The organism is Paenibacillus sp. FSL R5-0475, assembly GCF_038004585.1.
In the GTDB taxonomy this organism is placed as follows: domain Bacteria; phylum Bacillota; class Bacilli; order Paenibacillales; family Paenibacillaceae; genus Paenibacillus_AQ.
Window position 1 is genome coordinate 6,177,137 of the sequence record NZ_JBBORK010000001.1, and the last position, 15,548, is coordinate 6,192,684.

14 protein-coding genes are annotated in these 15,548 nt (G+C 46.8%); 9 read left to right on the forward strand and 5 right to left on the reverse strand.

Translation table 11 applies throughout. The features are described from left to right. The first annotated feature begins 21 nt into the window (after nt 1–21). From MKX41_RS27695 to MKX41_RS27725, 7 genes are all read left to right on the forward strand, one after another. The gene (locus MKX41_RS27695; protein WP_042123954.1) at nt 22–339 is read left to right on the forward strand and encodes a hypothetical protein; all 318 of its coding nucleotides are present in this window, start codon (nt 22–24) and stop codon (nt 337–339) included. Further along, nucleotides 336–1,343, forward strand: coding sequence for a UV DNA damage repair endonuclease UvsE (uvsE, locus tag MKX41_RS27700; protein WP_340974005.1), 1,008 nt, complete (start codon nt 336–338; stop codon nt 1,341–1,343). The genes MKX41_RS27695 and uvsE overlap by 4 nt, the downstream gene beginning before the upstream one ends. Nucleotides 1,344–1,580: 237 nt before the next feature. After that, nucleotides 1,581–2,465, forward strand: a complete 885-nt coding sequence (locus MKX41_RS27705) for an inositol monophosphatase family protein (protein ID WP_042184672.1) — start codon at nt 1,581–1,583, stop codon at nt 2,463–2,465. A 15-nt stretch (nt 2,466–2,480) separates the two neighbouring features. Continuing rightward, nucleotides 2,481–2,741, forward strand: a complete 261-nt coding sequence (locus MKX41_RS27710; RefSeq protein WP_076285870.1) for a hypothetical protein — start codon at nt 2,481–2,483, stop codon at nt 2,739–2,741. 127 nt (nt 2,742–2,868) lie between these two features. Then, the gene (locus tag MKX41_RS27715) at nt 2,869–4,161 is read left to right on the forward strand and encodes a stalk domain-containing protein (protein ID WP_340974006.1); all 1,293 of its coding nucleotides are present in this window, start codon (nt 2,869–2,871) and stop codon (nt 4,159–4,161) included. 97 nt (nt 4,162–4,258) lie between these two features. Continuing rightward, complete coding sequence (gene def, locus MKX41_RS27720) at nt 4,259–4,810, forward strand: peptide deformylase (RefSeq protein WP_042193240.1); 552 nt, start codon at nt 4,259–4,261, stop codon at nt 4,808–4,810. 178 nt (nt 4,811–4,988) lie between these two features. After that, nucleotides 4,989–5,609: a hypothetical protein gene (locus MKX41_RS27725; RefSeq protein ID WP_340974007.1), complete on the forward strand. Its 621-nt coding sequence runs from the start codon at nt 4,989–4,991 to the stop codon at nt 5,607–5,609. A gap of 75 nt (nt 5,610–5,684) precedes the next feature. Here the strand turns inward: MKX41_RS27725 and MKX41_RS27730 are convergent, their stop codons facing one another. Beyond that, entirely contained in the window at nt 5,685–7,001 is a 1,317-nt protein-coding gene (locus tag MKX41_RS27730; RefSeq protein WP_340974008.1) for a glutamate-1-semialdehyde 2,1-aminomutase, read from the reverse strand. Between the two features lie 122 nt (nt 7,002–7,123). Further along, entirely contained in the window at nt 7,124–8,176 is a 1,053-nt protein-coding gene (locus tag MKX41_RS27735) for an LCP family protein (RefSeq protein ID WP_339804131.1), read from the reverse strand. A 105-nt stretch (nt 8,177–8,281) separates the two neighbouring features. Between MKX41_RS27735 and bcp the strand changes: the two genes are divergently transcribed. Next, on the forward strand, nt 8,282–8,749 hold the full coding sequence (gene bcp, locus MKX41_RS27740) for a thioredoxin-dependent thiol peroxidase (protein WP_445671329.1): 468 nt from the start codon (nt 8,282–8,284) through the stop codon (nt 8,747–8,749). Between the two features lie 123 nt (nt 8,750–8,872). Continuing rightward, nucleotides 8,873–13,156, forward strand: a complete 4,284-nt coding sequence (locus MKX41_RS27745; RefSeq protein WP_340974012.1) for an acyl-CoA dehydratase activase-related protein — start codon at nt 8,873–8,875, stop codon at nt 13,154–13,156. Nucleotides 13,157–13,237: 81 nt separating this feature from the next. On the opposite strand, the gene MKX41_RS27750 is transcribed toward MKX41_RS27745, so the two are convergent. The 3 genes from MKX41_RS27750 to MKX41_RS27760 all read right to left on the reverse strand — a co-directional run bounded on the left by MKX41_RS27750 (nt 13,238) and on the right by MKX41_RS27760 (nt 15,444). Further along, nucleotides 13,238–13,549: a zinc ribbon domain-containing protein gene (locus tag MKX41_RS27750; RefSeq protein ID WP_231573377.1), complete on the reverse strand. Its 312-nt coding sequence runs from the start codon at nt 13,547–13,549 to the stop codon at nt 13,238–13,240. Between the two features lie 91 nt (nt 13,550–13,640). Further along, nucleotides 13,641–14,591 (reverse strand): helix-turn-helix transcriptional regulator, encoded by a 951-nt coding sequence (locus MKX41_RS27755; RefSeq protein ID WP_076301085.1) that lies wholly within the window; start codon nt 14,589–14,591, stop codon nt 13,641–13,643. 184 nt (nt 14,592–14,775) lie between these two features. Further along, the gene (locus tag MKX41_RS27760; RefSeq protein WP_076285863.1) at nt 14,776–15,444 is read right to left on the reverse strand and encodes a DedA family protein; all 669 of its coding nucleotides are present in this window, start codon (nt 15,442–15,444) and stop codon (nt 14,776–14,778) included. Nucleotides 15,445–15,548: the final 104 nt, after the last annotated feature.

The following is a 15,548-nucleotide window of genomic DNA, read 5'->3' on the forward strand; positions in this document are numbered from 1 at the left end:
ACTGGAAAGGGGCGACGAAATATGGGTTTTCAAACTGAATTCAATTCCGTCTGTAAGTTCAAGAATGAACAAGAGCTGTACGAGCTGCTGGAGTATGGGCGTACCAAAATGGTGAAGCAGGGCTTTCGCGTGTATCCGACGGGTCAGAAGGTGATTGCCTACACACCTGAGAATGTAGCTGTAGCGATCGTCAAAATCTCAGCCTCGATCGCAGAAATTAATTTTCAGGGGCATGAGGTTACAGCGGTCGAAATGGAACTCGTGCGTAAATTGAATGAAGAAGAATCAAAAGTGCAAACTGCACTAGCAGATGAAATGTTTTTTGGAGCGCAGGGATGATTGTCCGTTTTGGATATGTAGCGATGTCCACCGTTATCAAAGACTGCTCACCATCCAAGACTATGACGATGGCCTCCTTCAAGAAGCTGGATGACCGTGAAGCGGCACTTCGGCGTTTGGAGAACCTCGCTCGGATGAATCTGCACAATACGCTGCGACTAATGAAGCATAATGTGGGTTCCGACATCTTCGTGTACCGTCTCACTTCCAAGTTGATTCCTTTGGCGACGCATCCTGATTTACAGGATTGGAATCCGTTTGCTGCGCTCGCTGAGGAATTCGCGGAAGTGGGGCAATATGTGAAAAAGCATGGGATGCGGGTGTCTTTTCATCCAGATCACTTTACAGTGCTTAGTACACCCCGTCCTGAGGTGCTAGTAAGTTCCATCCGGGATTTGCAGCACCACACGGACATGCTGAATGCCATGGGACTTCCTGCCATGGCGAAGAACAATATTCATATTGGCGGAGCCTATGGGGACAAGCCGGTGGCAGCCAAGCGGTTTGAGAAGCATTTCCGCGAGCTACCAGCAGCGCTGCAGGCACGTATTACGCTGGAGAATGATGATAAGACCTTCACAGCCCCGGAGACACTGGCAGTCTGCCAGAACGTAGGCCTGCCGATGGTGCTGGATATTCACCATCAATGGGTGAATAATGAAGGAGAGCTCCCTTGGGAGCTGTGGCCTGACATTCAGCAGACATGGCGGAGCGAGCTTGCGCAGAAGGATGTTCCATCTGGAGAGCTTTTCCCGCCTAAGATTCATGTATCTAGTCCGCGCAGTCCGTCTGATCCACGCAGCCATGCAGATGGTGTGGAGCCAGCGCCATTAGTAGCTTTTTTAAAGCGGATAGCTGCAGATACCCCTGCAGTCGATGTTATGATTGAGGCAAAACTAAAAGATGGTGCGTTATTTGGATTGATGGAAGCGATGAAGGAGCTGGCTGATGCCGGTAACGGAATTTCTGTATTAAATGGGGCAAGTGTGAATATCGAACCTTAAACAATGAAAATAAGGCGATAGGTCCCGAATACGGGCTCTATCATGACTTGATATGTAACTTGAAATAGGGTACGTTGAATGAAACTTTATTACGATTAACATTCAAGGGAACATAGAGATGGGTATCCCTTATGGCGGAACTTTGAGAACGTTTTGGCGTAGTGAACGGTATTGTGAATAGGATTGCTTTAAATTTCATGCCAATGGCGATTATGTTCAAGGAAGCGGAGTGAAGATATGAGTCCTTTAAAACCAGAGGGTAAGAAAGAACGTGAACCCTATGTAGTAACAAGCAAGGGACATACGGCGGTAGCCATTAATGCTGCTGCCAAAGCAGGAGAATGGATAAAAAGCAGACAGGGCCTGGTGAAGGAACTTAATACAAAGACATCGGCACAGGATCTGGTCACGGAAGTAGATAAAGGCGTTGAACAGATGATTCGCAGATTGATCCTGACACATTATCCAGATCATGCGATCCTCGGTGAGGAAGGCGTTTCCCCGGGAGCAGCAGCAGCAACCGCTGCATTGGAAGAAGCTCGTGAGCATGAATATCTGTGGATTGTAGATCCTGTAGATGGTACGACTAATTTTGTACACGGATTTCCTTTTTACTGTGTCTCCATTGCTTTAGTGATTCGTGGAGAATTAACGGTGGGGGTAATTTACGATCCGATTCGTGATGAAATGTTCGTTGCTGAAAAAGGTAAGGGAGCCTACATGCATGGTGTTCCTACCGCAGTCTCTACGGAGGACGTTTTTGGAGACAGCTTGATTGCAATGGGCTTTCCGCCGGACCGTGAATTTGCGCAACCTGTAAATATGGCAGGACTGCAGAGCATTCTTCCGCAGATTCGTGGTATTCGCGCAGGAGGTTCAGCTGCTCTACACTTGGCTTATGTGGCAGCAGGTCGGGTAGATGGGTACTGGGAAGTAGGCTTAAGCCCTTGGGATTGTGCAGCAGGAGTGCTGCTAGTGCTTGAATCAGGGGGCAGAATTACGGATACGCTTGGGCGTCCATACGATATTGGCACTCGTCATATAGTAGCAAGTAATGGTCATATTCACGAATATTTGGTTTCGTCACTGAAGAATGCTGAAGCAACAGGATATAAGCTTTAGGGAGGACGATGCGTCATGAGCGAGAAGGATGATCTGGAACGCAAGCTAAGCGAAATGCTGGTTGATGGTGAGATGGAACAGGGTGACCGTATAGCTAAAGAAATCCGTGAGATCTCTCCGAAGTATGAAATTCGTATCCAGACCACAATGGATCCTATTGTGGAGGAGACGCTGCGGTATCGTAAGATTGGACATGAACTAGACGATCGTTATGATAAATATCTGGAACGTGCCGGGAAACATTTGAATTCACAAGAGGATTCTAATAAAGAATAAGACATTCGTTTCTAGCTGTGATAATAATTGCGATGTTCAGAGCGGTTTCCCGAATATGGGAGGCCGCTCTTTTGCGTTGCTATCAGGGATGGTAGAATGAGAATTAGAACATTTTGGGAGGGATACGATGCTAAGTAAGTGGAGAAGAATTTTAGCAGCTAGCACAAGCAGTATGCTTTTGTTATCTGTGCTGATTGGCGTAGGTGCCGGATCGGCAAATGCAGCTGACACGTCTACAACACAAGATGCAAGTCAGGATGTCTTTCGCATCGTAGCTCTTGGCGATTCGATTACTGCCGGATACGAGCCGGGAATGACGGATGTGAATACCAAGCCTTACGGTTATGCGGAGCGACTACTGGAGCAGGGGTGGTATCATGGCCGGAGCGAGCTTACCAATTATGGTATTCTTGGATTGACCACTGCTGGATTACGTAATTACACTGGAGCCATCAAGGACGGCTCAGCGATTACCGCTGAAGGTATTCAGTCAGGTCTTCCAGATCCGCGGATTGACCAATTCGTAAAGTTAACCCCGCAGATCGCATCAGAGCTGAAGGAAGCCGATCTGATTACGATTACAATTGGCGGGAATGATGTAAGCCGTCTTTTCTTACAGGTGAAGGAGCTGACAGATACAGATTTTGAATCTCAGCTGGAGCAGAAGCTAGCGGATTACAATACGAATGTGAAGGCGAGTCTTGAGAATATTCGTGCGATAAATCCTCAAGCAACAATTATATTGGCTGACCAATACCAGCCTGCTCCTAAGATCGCTCTTGGTGCGATGTACACTAAATTGATGACCGCAGCAGCGAAATTTACGGATTCGGCAGATCGTGTGGCTGCAAGTATGAATCAAGAGGGAGCAAAGGTAGTAGTAGCTCATGTAGCGGCAAAGTTTGCCGGCTCAGAGGGATCACTCACGCATATTATCGGGGCAGGACAAGCGGATTTTCACCCTACGCAGCTTGGATACGAGACCATTGCAAAAGTATTTGCTGAATTACAATGGGGGGAATACCGCATTCCCACTGTAGCGGCGATGGCTACGGATACTGTACCGATGTCGATTGTTGTAAAGGGTGTAGAGTTAAATACGCCGAATAAGCCCATCCTTAAGAATGGTCAGAACTTCTTGGCGCTTAAAGATATTCTAAATGCCGTAGGCGCTAACGGAAAGTGGGATAATAAGACCTCCAGTGCGACTATTGAATACGGTGGACGGACTGTTGTAATCACGATCGGTAGCAAATTTATTAAGGTGAATGGACAGAATGTAGCCATTGATACCCCTGCTTTTCTGCAAAAGGTAGGCAAAGAAGATAAAACTTATCTTCCCCTTGCCGCATTGGCGACCGGACTTGGATTTGATGTTAATTATAGTAGCAAACTGCGAACGGCTTTCATAAATCCATAAATCTGCATACTATATCATGATTTTAAATTAAGCCCGTAAGGCAAAGGTGGATGGAATATTGTCTAGTTCAAAATTTAGTGCTGAATATATCATCACTATGGATGATATTGTACGGGAAGGTCATCCCGTACTTCGTACCGTAGCTCAACCAGTGGAGCTTCCTCTACAGGAGGAGGATCGTGAGACTCTGCAATGTATGCTTCAGTTTCTGAAGAACAGCCAGGACCCGGAGATTTCCGAAGAATACAATTTACGCTCTGGCGTAGGTCTGTCGGCGAATCAAATCGGACTGTTGAAGCGTATGTTCGTGATGTATTCTACGGACGAGAGAGGGAGGATTGTAGAGCATGCTTGGGTTAACCCTAAGATCATCAGTCACTCACTAACCATGGTGTACTTACCGGAGAGCGAGGGGTGTCTGTCCGTTGATCGGCCGGTGCATGGTTTTGTACCTCGTTATGAATCTGTGAAGGTAAAGGGATATGATCTTGAGGGGAAGGAAGTGGTCCTTAAATTTAAGGGCTACCAAGCCATCATCATCCAGCATGAGATCGATCATCTCGATGGCATCATGTTCTACGACCGAATCAACAAGGAAAATCCATTCAAGCTTCCTCAGGGAGTGGAAATCCGTAACTTGTATGAGTAAAAGAAAATCTCTGAATCTTAAAGCGTGTGGTCTTGCAGCATAAAGCTGAGGGGCACATGCTTTTTTTTTTGCTATCTGCAAGATTGAATGATTTCGAATATTTTACAAATTAATCCACAGGAGGTACCATGTAGCTAATGGGTAGAAATTAACTTTATTATAAGAAGGAGGTTATTAAATGGGTTGGGGTAGAATGCCAATAAGAGGCGTGGTCAACGAATATAATGATGAGGTTAAGAAGATTGATGAGCATATTTTGACTCTGATTCAGGAACGTAAAGCTATAACAGGCAAAAAACGGTTCTCCCCCGAAAGTGAGCTCCTTGAGGAATGGTCAACTAGATTCGAGATGGACACTTCTCAGATTGTACAGTATATACACATTCTGAATGAGGCTGTGCCCAGACGGAAATATTGGGAAGAGCCCGGTTTACTGCTCGGCGTACTTCCAATTGTGAAGCGGACAGTCCTCGAAGATTGCGAGTATACACTTACACATGCTATGCAGTATGAAACGCTCAGTATAGTTACTGTGGAGATTAAGTATTTAAAAGAAACAGTGGAGCACGTTCATCTTAGACCCGCTCTATCATTGGAGATTTTGAGTGAGGCAGCCTATGAAATCCAGTCGCATAGAGGTCACGGAGGAGGAGCTCATACACAAATGCAGTTCTTGGTCTCGCCACCGCTGCCAGCGGATCTGGATACGGTTCAATTTGCCTTAATACCCGGAGGAGACCAAATGTTTGGACCTGCCATGACAGAGATTATATTGGACAAGCAAATTGACTTCGAATAGTGCCTATGCAAAAAAAACCTACCACCAGAAGCTTGGTGGTAGGTTTTAGTATGTTTAGTGGCTGTAAATAACGTCTTATTTCTCAGCCGCCATAGCGCGGAATGAATCTTCTGCTGCAATCAGCGTAGCGTCGATATCTGCATCGGTATGTGCTGTCGTTAGGAACCAAGCTTCATATTTCGAAGGGGCGAGGTTAATTCCTCGGTTCAACATGTGACGGAAGAAGCTACCGAACAATTCGCCATCTGTATCCTGTGCCTCATCGTAATTTGTAACTGGATGCTTACAGAAATGAGTAGAGAATGAACCAAGGATGCGGTTGATCGTCAGTGGAATGCCATGACGGTCAGCGGATTCCTGAAGACCGCCGACAAGGCGGATCGCAAGCCGTTCCATCTCATCATATACGCCTTCTGCGCTCAGCACTTCCAGACAGGCGATCCCTGCGGAAATGGAAGCAGGATTTCCCGCCATTGTTCCCGCTTGGTATGCCGGTCCTAGTGGGGCTACTTGTTCCATCACATGCTTACGTCCGCCGTACGCGCCGATCGGTAGACCGCCACCGATGATTTTGCCGAGTGCTGTAAGGTCAGGAGTAATGTCTTCATGGTTATCCAGTCCTGCATATGTCTGTGTGGAACCATAGTGGAAGCGGAAGGCCGTAATGACTTCGTCATAAATAACGAGTGAGCCGTTAGCATGAGCCAGCTTGCAGAGCCCTTCGAGGAATCCGGGCTTCGGCATCACCATACCGAAATTACCGACGATCGGTTCAACCATTACAGCGGCGACATCTTCGCCCCATTTTTCTAGTGCCTCTTGCAGGCTTTCCAGATCATTAAAAGGAACAGTGATTACTTCCTGTGCAATACTGCTAGGAACGCCGGCACTATCTGGAATGCCAAGCGTAGAAGGCCCGGATCCTGCTGCTACGAGCACTAGATCAGAGTGGCCGTGATAACAGCCAGCGAATTTTACGATTTTACTGCGCTTTGTATAAGCACGAGCGACACGAATGGTAGTCATAACCGCTTCTGTGCCTGAATTGACAAACCGGACTTTATCCATAGACGGAATAGCTTCTTTAAGCATTTTAGCAAGCTTAATTTCGAGCTCTGTTGGGGTTCCGTAAAGAACACCATTCTCAGCTGCAGTGGTAATTGCCTTCGTTATATGTGGGTGAGCATGGCCGGTAATGATCGGTCCATAGGCTTGGAGATAGTCGATATATTCATTGCCATCTACATCCCAGAAGTGAGATCCGCTGGCACGTTTCATAAATACAGGTGCTCCGCCTCCAACGGCTTTAAAAGAGCGGGAAGGGCTATTTACACCTCCAACGATATGTTGAAGGGCTTCGTGATAAAGTTGCTCAGATGTGGAACGATTCATAATGTGATCATCCTTTCGATTGTTGATGCTCATGGCAACGGGCGAACAACGGTGTTTCCGCTGTCCGCCCGTATTATACCATTGCCTGTAGTGTCTACTTGTGAACGTTGCTTGTCAGATCTTTATTGGGTTCCGCTAGTGTTACTATTTGAAGTTGTCTCTGGTGAACTTGAAGGTGTAGGCGTTGGCTCAGGGCCATTTAAGGTATCCTGAACAAATTCTTTTAATTTTTTCTCACTGCGAATGCCTATAACCTGTGATCCGTCACTTGTAGTTTCCTCTTTGAGCAGATCCATTGGCGGAATTTGCTCACTACCGCCCATGGTACTATCGTACCCAACGGTTGCAAGCTTCCACATATCATTTACTGTCAGATTAGTTTCGATATAAGGCGTAACTTGAGACAGGATATTCGGTAGCTTGATTATGGATGTGGTCTTGATCAGCTTGTCAGCCACAACCTTGAGAAAAGCACGCTGGCGCTCGGTCCGAGTGAAGTCGGAGGTAGCGTCATGTCGAAAACGTACATATTGCAGAGCTTTATTACCGTCGAGATGCTGATATCCTTTTTTAAGATCAATGTCATACTCGGGACCATCTGCAATGGTCTTGTACACCATATCTTTCTCGACTTCATAATCTACACCACCAACGGCATCTACTAGCTTGATGAATCCTTGGAAGTCCGTGTAGACATAATATTGAATCGGGATGCCGAGCAGATCGCTTACAGTCTGCATCGCCGTGTTAGGTCCATAAATGATAGCTGAATTAATACGTTTTTCGCCGTGATCTGGAATCGGAACGTAAGTGTCTCTAAGAATTGAGAATACGCTGATTTTCTTCTTCACGGGATCAAGTGAGGCGACAAGCATTGTATCGGAACGAGGAATTTCCCCCTTCTTGACACCGCGGGCATCCACGCCCATTAGTAGTATATTAACAGGCTCTGTACCTTCCCACTTTGGAGGTTCTGGAGTGTCAACATCAACGGTCTCAGCATCCTTGAATGGTGAATTCTCGGTGTTCGACATGCTGCCAAGCTCATTGACAATGGAAGTGAAGTAGTAAGTGGCTCCACCGATAATAAGTAGGAGTATAATGGCCAGTATCCAAAGCAGCGGTTTCTTTTTTGACTTATTAGTCTTTGCGTGCCTTTTCTTTCTAGGTGGCATTTCTCGTTCTTCCTTTCGCATTCACATTCTCTACATTATAATTTCTTTTGGGGATACGCGCAATTCATGCTCGATCCTCCAATATCAAGAAGGAGTGGATATAACTTGAACGTAGTAGCTATTGGACAAAAAGTACCGCATTTCACTCTTCCGTCTTCCAACGGGCAAGAGGTTAGTTTAAGTGATTACCTGGGCCGAAAGGTCATTTTATATTTTTATCCTAAAAATATGACACCAGCCTGTACGCAGGAGGCCTGCGAATTCCGGGACGCCCATGATCAGATTACTACGCTTGGTGCGGTTGTTTTAGGCATCAGTCCAGATCCTTTAGCTTCGCATATGAGATTTACGGAGAAGAACAGTCTACCCTTTCCACTGTTGTCTGATGAGGATCATAAGGTCAGTGAAATGTTCGGTGTATGGCAGCTTAAGAAGCTCTATGGTAGAGAATTCATGGGCATTGTACGCTCTACTTTTCTGATCGATGAGCAGGGGATCTTAGTGGAAGAATGGCGGAAAGTACGAGTGAAAGGTCATGTAGCATCTGCCATAACAGGGATTTCCAAATCATAAAGTTTGTTAATAACTTTTTGTAAAAGTCTGTTACATTTTTAACAGCTTTCATAAGGTGTTGTCATGATATAGTTTCCTCATAATTGCTTCAAATTTGGAGCAAGACGAGGTGGTGTAGTGATAATGCTGCGTATTGGCCTTGATATCGGATCAACTACTGCGAAAGTGGTTGTTATAGAGCGTAACACTATTGTTTATCAGGACTATGTAAGACATTATAGCGATATAAAAAAAGCAGCCCTCTCTCTTCTATCTGATGTACAGAGCAGATTTCCTGAGAGAGGCGCAGCCCTTACTGTAAGCGGTTCCTCAGGCTTATCTTTATCCAAACTGGGAGGCGTACCGTTCGTTCAGGAGGTGATCGCCTGTACAAAGGCGATTGGCGAGCTGATTCCAGAATGCGATACGGCGATTGAACTGGGTGGTGAGGACGCCAAGATCATCTATCTCCGAGGCGGCATTGAGCAGCGTATGAATACGGCTTGCGCGGGAGGAACGGGAGCATTCATTGATCAGATGGCATCACTGCTACAGACCGACCCAGCGGGCTTAAATGCATTGGCAGAGAAGCATGAGCGAATCTATCCTATCGCTTCACGCTGCGGTGTATTCGCCAAAAGCGATGTGCAGCCGCTATTAAACGAGGGGGCCCGCCGGGAGGACGTGGCGGCTTCAATCTTTCAGAGTATTGTTAATCAGACGATCAGCGGTCTCGCTTGCGGACGTCCGATTCGCGGACGGGTGGCTTTCCTTGGCGGACCGCTAACCTTCCTGCCAGCCCTGCGTCAGCGTTTTGCGGAGACGCTTGAACTTGCGGAGTCAGATATTCTTTTCCCCGAGCGGTCGCAGTATTTCGTAGCGATTGGATCAGCACTCTCTGAAGCGGATCCTACTATTTTGCCGCTTTCAGGCTGGATCGCGCGAATAGCGGCTGTGGATTTTACAGCGGATCGGGCAGCCGATGCTGAATTACCACCGCTGTTTGAGAACCCCGAAGAGCTTACTGCGTTCCGTCAGCGCCATGGTAAAGCTTCTGCTGCCAGATCAGACCTGGCTGTGTATCGTGGCCCTTGTTATCTGGGGATCGATGCGGGGTCAACAACAACCAAACTCGTATTGACCGGCTCTGCTGACGAAATTCTACATACCTTTTATGGCAGCAACAATGGGAATCCCTTGTATTCTGTCAGTGAGGCACTGAAGGAAATGTATCGGGTTCTACCGGAAGGCTGTTATATTGCAGGTTCTTATGTAACAGGTTATGGAGAGGGGTTAATCAAAGCCGCTTTATGGACGGACGGCGGTGAAGTGGAGACGGTTGCTCATTACAAGGCCGCATCTAAGTTCATGCCGGAAGTAGACTTTATTCTGGATATCGGCGGACAGGACATGAAATGCATCAAGATCCGCGGCGGTGCTATCGACAGTCTAATGCTCAATGAAGCCTGTTCGGCAGGCTGCGGCTCTTTTCTGGAGAGCTTTGCTTCTGCGCTCGGATTAGGTATCGAGGAGTTTGCGAAGTCAGCGCTGGAAGCAGTCAAACCTGTTAATTTGGGTTCCCGCTGTACGGTATTCATGAATTCTAAAGTGAAGCAGGTTCAGAAGGAAGGTGCGTCGCTGGCTGATCTTTCGGCAGGTCTTGCCTATTCCGTAATTAAGAATGCCCTGCAAAAAGTAATTAAAATTCGCAACCCTGAGGATTTAGGGCGGAATATTATTGTTCAGGGCGGCACCTTCTATAACGAAGCCGTATTGCGGGCCTTTGAGCGCCTAACGGGGAGAACGGTAGTCAGACCGGATATTGCTGGCGTTATGGGAGCGTACGGTTGTGCACTGATTGCCCGTGAGCAAGCAGGGGCTGACGGAAAAAGTACACTGCTTGGACCGGAGGAAATAGCCAACTTTAAGTACGAGGTATCTTCAGGTCGCTGTGGCCGCTGTGGAAATAACTGTGCGTTAACGATCAGTCGGTTCCCGGACAAGAGCTTCTACGTTACAGGCAATCGCTGTGAACGTGGTGCAGGAGGCAGGAAAGAGAAGAATGTACTGCCAAATTTGATGCAGTATAAGTATGAACGCTTCTTTGACTATGAAGCATTACCTGAGGCAGGTGCAGCACGGGGCACTGTCGGTATTCCACGTACGATGAATATGTTCGAGAATTACCCGTTCTGGCACACTTTTTTCACCAAACTTGGCTACCGGGTAATTCTCTCTCCTAAATCAAGCAAGAAGCTCTATGAAAGTGGGATGGATACGATTCCTTCAGAATCGATCTGCTATCCTGCAAAGATGGCGCACGGACATGTGCAGAGCTTGATCGGTAAAGGCGTCGATTTTATTTTTTATCCTGCCGTAGTGTATGAGAAGAAGGAAGATGAAGCAGCGGATAATCATTTCAATTGTCCGGTGGTCGCCTCTTACCCTGAGGTCATTCGCAACAATATGGATGGACTAAAGGATAATGGAATCACGCTGGTCAGTCCGTTTCTGACCTTCGACGATAGATCTGCGCTGACTAAGGGACTCGTGAAGACATTTACAGGGATTCCGAGAGAAGAGATTGCGAATGCTGTGCAGGCAGGACTTGCTGAAGCTGACCGCGCCAAAAGTGATGTGCGTACCAAAGGTGAAGAGACGCTTGCGTATCTTGCCAGCACTGGGAACAAGGGAATACTTCTCTGTGGTCACCCTTATCATGCGGATCCTGAAATTAATCACGGCATTGCAGATATGATTACCGGTATGGGACTCGCCGTGCTGACAGAAGATTCTGTCTGCCATCTGGACCGAAGTGAAGGGGATGTGGCGGTAGTTAATCAGTGGACCTATCATGCCCGAATGTACCGCGCAGCCCGCCTTGCCGCAGTCCGAACCGACCTGGAGCTTGTTCAATTGACTTCCTTCGGTTGTGGGATTGATGCGATCACCTGTGATGCCGTTCAAGACATTATGGAAAGGCATAACAAAGTATATACGCTGATCAAAATCGATGAGATTAGCAACCTTGGCGCTGCGCGCATTCGGCTGCGTTCACTGCTGGCAGCGATGCGCGAACGGGAAAAAGGAAAGGTGCTGCCACAGAAGCCGCCTAAAATACAGGCTAATGTAGCATTCACGAAGGAAATGAAAGAAACGTACACGATCCTTGCGCCGCAGATGTCGCCCATTCATTTTGAATTGTTTGAACAGGTCTTCCGCGATGCGGGATACCGTCTCAAGATCCTTGAAACCACTGGGCCTGAAGAGACGGAAGAGGGTCTTAGATACGTTAACAATGATGCATGTTATCCCGCTATTGTAACGATAGGGCAGATTCTGTCGGCACTGAAGAGTGGGGACTATGATCCGAATCGTACCGCTGTAATCATGTCACAGACGGGCGGTGGCTGCCGGGCGACGAATTATATTTCTTTGCTCCGCAAAGCCCTAAAGGATTCAGACCTCGAACAGATTCCTGTGATTTCGCTGAATGCTTCTGGAATGGAGAACCAGCCAGGCTTCCGAATCAGTCTTAAGCTGGCAAATCGGCTGATCGCTGCGGCTTGCTATGGTGATCTAATGATGCGGTTGCTAAATCATTTTAGGCCGTATGAGGTCGTTCCACAGAGTGCTGAGCGTTTATTCCGTAAGGGGATGGAGCGCTGTAAGGTCAGTCTAGTCAACTTCTCGTTCCGAGAATATAAACGTCTGATTCGTGAAATTGTAGCCGATTTCTGTAAGCTGCCCGTTACAGGTGCTACTAAACCAAGAGTAGGCATTGTTGGAGAGATCCTGATTAAATTTCATCCGGACGCCAACAACCGCATCATCGAGATGATTGAGGCAGAGGGCGGAGAAGCGGTAATGCCAGACTTCTTAGATTTCATCTTTTATTGCGTGTATAATCCGATCTACAAAGCCGAGCAATTCGGTAAAAGTAAACGGCTAGGATATATTAATCCGATGTTGATCTCCTATCTGGAGATTTATCGCAAGCCGATAAAGGTAGCTCTTGAGGATGCCGGACTGGCTAAAGGACGGGAAAATATTTATGGTCTTGCTGAGAAGGCCAGCCGACTGGTATCCGTAGGAAATCAGATGGGTGAGGGATGGTTCCTGACTGCAGAAATGATGGATCTGCTGGATAATGGTGTGAATAATATTGCTTGTATTCAACCGTTCGCCTGCTTGCCCAATCATATTACCGGGCGTGGGATGATTAAGGGCCTTAAGGAGTTGTATCCAGGTGCGAATATCGTCGCCATTGATTATGATGCTGGAGTTAGTGTAGTTAACCAAGCGAATCGAATCAAGCTGATGATGTCGATTGCTAGCAGTCATGAAGGGAATGCTGTGTCTGATTTAGAACCATCACTTAAACCTCTGCAGCAGCCCCTACTTGAAGGCTCCTACAGTTTGACCTGAGCTTAAAAAGGTAACATATAGAAGAAGTGCCTATAAAAAGCGGACCAAGAATTCACTTGGTCCGCTTTTTTGTGCTGATTATTAGTTTGTTGAAGGAGAGCTGGCTACGCCTCTCCATCGTTTCAGATGAGGCAGCTGTTCGGCGAGTAATTTGCGGGCGACAGCCTCATCCATTCCTTCTTGAACCAAGTAGCCTGTACAAATGTCAGACATTTCTTGCAGCGTAATATCAGGCTGTTTAAATGCTCCATCTTCGTAGCAGTATACACAATAATCCTCGATCTTTTGCCCTTCCTTGTTCGTTCCAAGTAGATCTTCCGTAGGCATAGGCATCCCACAGCTTTGACAAAATTTCGGTTCGCCTTGCATTTGCCCTACATGCTCTTGATTCATATACAGCACTCCTTTTAAAAGTATGCGAAGCTTATGAGCACTCGCTTTAAGTACATTATAGAACTATGAATCTGACGACATACCGTCAGGTTTAAAGCGAGGTTGCATATTTTTTGGCAACCCCAAGAGCTAACTCTCCAAGCTTCTGACGAATATGTTCCGGCTCTAGCACTTCTAAAGCCGTTCCGAAGCTGAGCAAGAAACCATAGAGCCATCCGTCCTCGGGATAATGGATGGACACGTTATATCCACCATGTCCGTCCGGTTGAAGCTCAGTGGAGTCAAAGCGATCTTCCGCTAGATGTCTGCCTTCAGCTGTGAAGTGCAGAAGGATTGGCGACACTACTGAGGCAGAAGTCACTCGCTGATAATCAGTGCTCCAGGGCAGCTCATGCATGTCCCTATCTTCTCTAATGAACTCCCGTTTTTCTTTAACGAGTCCTTTCATACGATGCAGCTTGAATAATCTGAAATCCTGGCGTTGCAGGCAGTAACCATACAAGTACCATGCTTGTCCTTTTAAGACTAAAGTATAGGGCTCGACAGAACGCTGACTGGACTGCCCCTCGGCATTGACATAATCAAAGGCCACAGTTCTGTTTTCTTCCAGCGCCTCTTTTAGAGTTGCAATCTTCTCTTCTAGGATAGGCTGAAGACCCCAAGGAGAGAAATCGATGATAAGCTGGGTCGTTTTGCTTCGGAAAGCGGCGGTCTGTGAGGGCGGGATTACGCTACTGATCTTCTCCATGAGCAGAGTGTGTTCAGTTCCTCCATAAGAGGAGACGCTTTGCAGAGCGGAAAAAATATCAGCCAGCTCGCGGTCGGTCAATACATTGCGGTCTAACCGGTAGCCTTCCATAAGGCCGATACCACCACCCGATCCCTGATAGGTGACGATAGGAATTCCAGCCCCATTAATACTTTCAATATCACGGTAAATGGTACGCACGGACACTTCGAACATGTCGGCGAGCTCCTTCGCCTGAATGAGACGCCGGTTCATTAGTAGAATGACGATAGAGAGCAATCGATCAATTTTCAAAAAGTAGAGCCCTCCTTTTCGGATAATTTCGTTATGTAATGATGTACTACATCTTAGCAAATCCTTGAAAATAAAGCATGGATGAAGCCTCGGACGCTGGGTTTTGCTGGGGGAGCAGGGTTTTCTGTAATTGCTATACTGTTGGCAGGGTATGCGTTGATACGTAGTAAAAAGAGCGGTGAATTCACCGCTCCTTGGAAGGTTTTTTAATCTGGGCCTGAATCCGAGTGGCAGCTTTGCCAGGGAAGAGGCGGGCACCAATGTTTTTGCGATAACGGTAAATGATCACAAGAGCTGCTATTACTGCACCACCAGAAATAATCCAAAGCGCATAGGACTCGAACAAATGGAAGATGCCCATCCACTGTGGACCAAACACCTTTCCGATGCTAAGAAACAGCACTACCCAGAATACGGCTCCACTATAAGCATATAGGGCGAATTTACGGAAGGGAAGCGCGATAATACCAGCAAAATAACCTGTAAAGTGCCGTACCCCTGGAATGAAATAACCGATAAAAATTAGAAAGCTTCCGTATTTCTCAAACCATTTCTGTGTTTTTTCTAGCTTAGTAGGTGAGAATAGAAACCATTTTCCATATCGCTGGATAAAGGGCATACCGGCTTTTAATCCGACAAAATAGGTGAGGGTCATCCCAGCTGTGGTGCCTGCAAAAGCAACTACAATTAGCGTAAAAAAATCAAGTCTCCCAGTATAGGAAAGGAAACCGGCAAACGCCATAGTGGTCTCTCCGGGAAAGGGCAGGGCAACGAACTCGAGAAGTAATCCAAAAAATAATACGCTATATCCATATTTGGTGAATAATTCTTGTATAAAACTCAGCATTTCCATAAGATTGTCACTCTCCAAGAGGCAGTTGCCTTATTCTATTTTACAGCTTGTCTTCATACAATCTACCAAATGGCTTTTAAGCCAATAGAATGCTGGAGGTAGAG

Bases quoted from the DNA above. Each gene is read 5' to 3' on its own strand.
- MKX41_RS27695 (WP_042123954.1), top strand. From the start codon at position 22: ATGGGTTTTCAAACTGAATTCAATTCCGTCTGTAAGTTCAAGAATGAA.
- uvsE (WP_340974005.1), top strand. From the start codon at position 336: ATGATTGTCCGTTTTGGATATGTAGCGATGTCCACCGTTATCAAAGAC.
- MKX41_RS27705 (WP_042184672.1), top strand. From the start codon at position 1,581: ATGAGTCCTTTAAAACCAGAGGGTAAGAAAGAACGTGAACCCTATGTA.
- MKX41_RS27710 (WP_076285870.1), top strand. From the start codon at position 2,481: ATGAGCGAGAAGGATGATCTGGAACGCAAGCTAAGCGAAATGCTGGTT.
- MKX41_RS27715 (WP_340974006.1), top strand. From the start codon at position 2,869: ATGCTAAGTAAGTGGAGAAGAATTTTAGCAGCTAGCACAAGCAGTATG.
- def (WP_042193240.1), top strand. From the start codon at position 4,259: ATGGATGATATTGTACGGGAAGGTCATCCCGTACTTCGTACCGTAGCT.
- MKX41_RS27725 (WP_340974007.1), top strand. From the start codon at position 4,989: ATGGGTTGGGGTAGAATGCCAATAAGAGGCGTGGTCAACGAATATAAT.
- MKX41_RS27730 (WP_340974008.1), bottom strand. From the start codon at position 7,001: ATGAATCGTTCCACATCTGAGCAACTTTATCACGAAGCCCTTCAACAT.
- MKX41_RS27735 (WP_339804131.1), bottom strand. From the start codon at position 8,176: ATGCCACCTAGAAAGAAAAGGCACGCAAAGACTAATAAGTCAAAAAAG.
- MKX41_RS27745 (WP_340974012.1), top strand. From the start codon at position 8,873: ATGCTGCGTATTGGCCTTGATATCGGATCAACTACTGCGAAAGTGGTT.
- MKX41_RS27750 (WP_231573377.1), bottom strand. From the start codon at position 13,549: ATGAATCAAGAGCATGTAGGGCAAATGCAAGGCGAACCGAAATTTTGT.
- MKX41_RS27760 (WP_076285863.1), bottom strand. From the start codon at position 15,444: ATGGAAATGCTGAGTTTTATACAAGAATTATTCACCAAATATGGATAT.